This is a genomic window from Paraburkholderia sp. (assembly GCF_049581445.1).
Lineage (GTDB): Bacteria > Pseudomonadota > Gammaproteobacteria > Burkholderiales > Burkholderiaceae > Paraburkholderia.
Genome location: NZ_JBAURZ010000216.1, coordinates 1 through 3,719 on the forward strand (window position 1 = coordinate 1; position 3,719 = coordinate 3,719).

Annotated in this window: 4 protein-coding genes; 3 read left to right on the top strand and 1 reads right to left on the bottom strand. The window is 60.3% G+C overall.

Annotated features, from left to right (window positions below):
- Nucleotides 1-434: 434 nt before the first annotated feature.
- A complete protein-coding gene (locus WCA85_RS18815) occupies nucleotides 435-650 on the bottom strand; it encodes a hypothetical protein (RefSeq protein ID WP_424066388.1) in 216 nt (71 codons plus the stop codon).
- 99 nt (nucleotides 651-749) lie between these two features.
- Between WCA85_RS18815 and rimP the strand changes: the two genes are divergently transcribed.
- The 3 genes from rimP to WCA85_RS18830 all read left to right on the top strand — a co-directional run.
- Nucleotides 750-1,208 carry a ribosome maturation factor RimP gene (gene rimP, locus WCA85_RS18820; protein ID WP_424066389.1) on the top strand — a complete coding sequence of 153 codons (459 nt, stop codon included), beginning with the start codon at nucleotides 750-752 and terminating at the stop codon, nucleotides 1,206-1,208.
- The gene (nusA, locus tag WCA85_RS18825; RefSeq protein ID WP_424066390.1) at nucleotides 1,205-2,680 is read left to right on the top strand and encodes a transcription termination factor NusA; all 1,476 of its coding nucleotides are present in this window, start codon (nucleotides 1,205-1,207) and stop codon (nucleotides 2,678-2,680) included. Before rimP ends, nusA begins: the two co-directional genes overlap by 4 nt.
- A 94-nt stretch (nucleotides 2,681-2,774) precedes the next feature.
- Nucleotides 2,775-3,719: translation initiation factor IF-2 associated domain-containing protein (locus WCA85_RS18830; protein ID WP_424066391.1), on the top strand; the 945-nt coding region annotated here is incomplete at its 3' end.

The window sequence follows — 3,719 nt, forward strand, 5'->3', positions numbered from 1 at the left end:
GGGTAGCGGCGGTGGTCGTGGGCCGGGCGGCAATCGTGGCGGCAACGCCACCCGTTCGGGCGGCGGCAACCCCAATGCTGGAGCCAACCGCGGTGGTGCAGGTCCACGCGGGCGTTCGCGCGGTCGCTAGGTTGCGCCTTATCTCACTGGGCTCGGCTCGGTCACGCGTTAATGCGTGATGAGCCGGGTGTCGCAAGGCTGCAATCCCAAGCGCGGAGCTGCGACGAGTCGTTACCCTGCACGAGCAACGGCACATTGCGCCCGGTTAGCTCGCGGGATTTTGCAGGATCGAGTGAATCTTGCGGTCTATGAGCGTGAGCTCGGCACTGCCGTATAGCGTGCACAAAAAATCGGTGCCCGATGCTAACTGCGGGCGAACCTGATCGCGCCCCGTCGGCCACACACCAGTCCTGGCGCAGCCCTTGCGCAAAGTATCACCCGCCCTCATTTGCAAGAAAGATTGCAGTGAAATCAAGCGGAAATGCGCGTCTCGGCGCCGTCTGCGGTTTGCGTTTGTCGTGAAAAATGGCTACAATCGCAGAGTCGCTGGGCGTGCGGCTTTTTATGTGCGGCTCAGGTGCGACCACCGGCAATAAGATGATGGGCGTTTCGCCCATTTTTTTTTGTCGCTTCAGTTTGTGGTTCGGCATCTCGGGTAGCACGAACGTGCGCCGGCTTGGCGCGCGGCCCGCATTGGTTGTTTGCAAAACAGGCGGCAGGCTCGCTGCGCGAACATCTAAGAGGGCACTGTGCAACTGACGGAACTGATTGAAACCACGGTAGTGGGACTCGGCTACGAGCTCGTCGACATCGAGCGCACCGGGCGCGGCATGTTGTGTATTTTTATCGACCAGCCGGCCGGCATCGCGATCGAAGACTGCGAGAAAGTCACACGTCAGCTCCAGCACGTTTTGACGGTCGAAAATATCGATTATGAGCGGCTCGAAGTATCGTCGCCGGGGCTCGACCGCCCGCTGAAGAAACTGGCGGATTTTGAACGCTTCGCAGGCAGCGAAGTGGTAATCACATTGAAAAAGCCATTGGACGGACGGAAATCGTACCGGGGCATCCTGCATGCTCCGCAAGACGAGACGATCGGTCTGGAATTTGAAGGGAAGGAAGGCGCCGCGATGCTCGATTTCACGCTCGCGGACATCGATAAAGCACGCCTCGTTCCGAAGTTTGACTTTAGGAGCCGCAAACAATGAGTCGCGAAGTGTTGATGCTGGTGGATGCGCTGGCACGCGAGAAGAACGTCGACAAAGACGTGGTATTTGCCGCGCTCGAAGCGGCTCTCGCTTCGGCCTCCAAGAAACTCTTCGAAGAAGACGCGGACATCCGCGTTCAGATCGACCGTGAAAGCGGCGAGCACGAAACGTTTCGCCGTTGGAAAGTGGTGCCGGACGAAGCCGGTCTGCAAGAGCCGGATCAGGAAATCCTGCTGTTCGAAGCACGTGAGCAAAAGCCTGAAATCCAGCTCGACGAGTTCATCGAAGAACCGGTGCCGTCCATTGAGTTCGGCCGTATCGGCGCGCAGGCCGCCAAGCAGGTGATCCTGCAGAAGGTGCGCGACGCGGAACGCGAGCAGATCCTCAACGACTTCCTGGAGCGCGGCGAAAACATCATGACCGGCACGGTCAAGCGCCTCGACAAGGGTAACTTCATCGTCGAATCGGGCCGCGTCGAAGCGCTGTTGCGCCGCGACCAGCTGATTCCGAAGGAAAACCTGCGCGTGGGTGACCGCGTGCGCGCTTACATCGCCAAGGTGGACCGCACCGCGCGTGGCCCGCAGATCGAACTCTCGCGTACGGCGCCCGAGTTCCTGATGAAGCTGTTCGAAATGGAAGTGCCGGAAATCGAGCAGGGTCTGCTCGAAATCAAGGCAGCGGCGCGCGATCCGGGCGTGCGTGCCAAGATCGGCGTGATCGCTTATGACAAGCGTATCGATCCGATCGGCACTTGCGTCGGTATTCGCGGCTCGCGCGTGCAGGCTGTGCGCAACGAGCTCGGTGGCGAAAACGTCGACATCGTGCTATGGTCGGAAGATCCCGCCCAGTTTGTGATCGGCGCGCTCGCGCCGGCAGCCGTGCAGTCGATCGTCGTCGATGAAGAAAAGCATTCGATGGACGTCGTCGTCGACGAGAACGAACTGGCGGTCGCAATCGGCCGTAGCGGCCAGAACGTGCGTCTTGCCAGCGAACTCACCGGCTGGCAGATCAACATCATGACGCCGGACGAATCTGCGCAAAAGCAGAATCAGGAACGCGGTGTACTGCGTGACCTGTTCATGGCGCGTCTCGATGTCGACGAAGAAGTCGCCGACATCCTGATCGACGAAGGCTTCACGAGCCTCGAAGAGATCGCATATGTGCCGCTCAACGAGATGCTCGAGATCGAAGCGTTCGATGAAGACACCGTTCACGAACTGCGCAATCGCTCACGCGATGCGTTGTTGACGATGGCGATCGCGAATGAAGAAAAGGTCGAGAATGTTGCCCTCGACCTGAAGAGCCTGGACGGCATTGACGCCGACCTGCTCGCAAAGCTGGCAGAACAGCAGATTCACACGCGGGACGAACTGGCTGAGCTGGCTGTGGATGAATTGGTCGAAATGACCGGAATGGAAGAGGATGCCGCTAAGGCGTTGATCATGAAAGCACGTGAACACTGGTTCCAGTGAGAAATGACCATGGCGCACTAAATTGAACGCGGTCGTCAGGCCGCATGACCCGATGCTAACCGCAAGGAATCGGTCCTTGCATTAAGAGGAATGAATGGCGAGTAACAACGTAGCCCAATTTGCCGCGGAACTGAAAATGCCTGCAGGCGTGCTGCTTGAGCAGCTGCAGGCGGCAGGCGTCACCAAAGCGAGCGAAGACGATACCCTGTCCGAAACGGACAAGGCGCGTCTGCTCGACCACTTGCGCAAGTCTCACGGCTCGACTGATGCGGACAAGCGCAAGATCACGCTGACGAAACGGCATACGTCGGAGATCAAGCAATCTGATTCGACGGGTAAGGCTCGAACCATTCAGGTCGAGGTGCGCAAGAAGCGCACGTTCGTCCGCCGTGATGAAGCGGGCGGCGAAGGCGGTGATGCATCGAATCATGTGGCCGAGGCCGAGAACGATACGGACGACCTCGAACTTCAGCGTCGCGAAGAAGAAGCACGTCACGAAGCCGAGTTGCTCGAGAAGCAGGCGCAGGAACTGAAGGCGCGCCAGGAGCAACTGGAGCGCGAAGAATCCGAGCGTCAGGCGCGCGAACAGGCTGCTGAAGCCGAGCGTCGCCGCGCTGAAGAAGAAGCGGCGAAGAAGCGCGTTGCTGTGGCAGCGGAAGCCGTGGCCCAGAAGAAGGCGGAGAAGGCTGAGCAGGCGGTGCAAGCCGAACAGGCTGCTGCGCCCGCTGCGCCGGCTGCAAGCGAGCAGGACGACGAGCGTGCGGCAGCAGAACGTGCTGCGCAACGCGAAGCGGCGAAGAAAGCGGAAGACGCAGCGCGTCAGGCCGCCGAGAAAACGCGCGCCGAGCAGGAAGAAATCAGCAAGCGCCGTGCAAAGGCAGAAGCCGAAGCGCGCGCGATTCGCGAGATGATGAGCACGCCGCGCAAGGCTCAGGTCAAGGCGCCGGAACCGGCGCCGGCGGCGAAGCCTGCAGAACCCGTCAAGGCCGCCGAAGCCAAGGGCACGCTGCACAAGCCGGCACGTCCGGCAGGCGAAGCA

Excerpts from the sequence above, each read along its gene's own strand:
- WCA85_RS18815 (WP_424066388.1), bottom strand. The coding sequence starts at position 650 with ATGCCGAACCACAAACTGAAGCGACAAAAAAAAATGGGCGAAACGCCC.
- nusA (WP_424066390.1), top strand. The coding sequence starts at position 1,205 with ATGAGTCGCGAAGTGTTGATGCTGGTGGATGCGCTGGCACGCGAGAAG.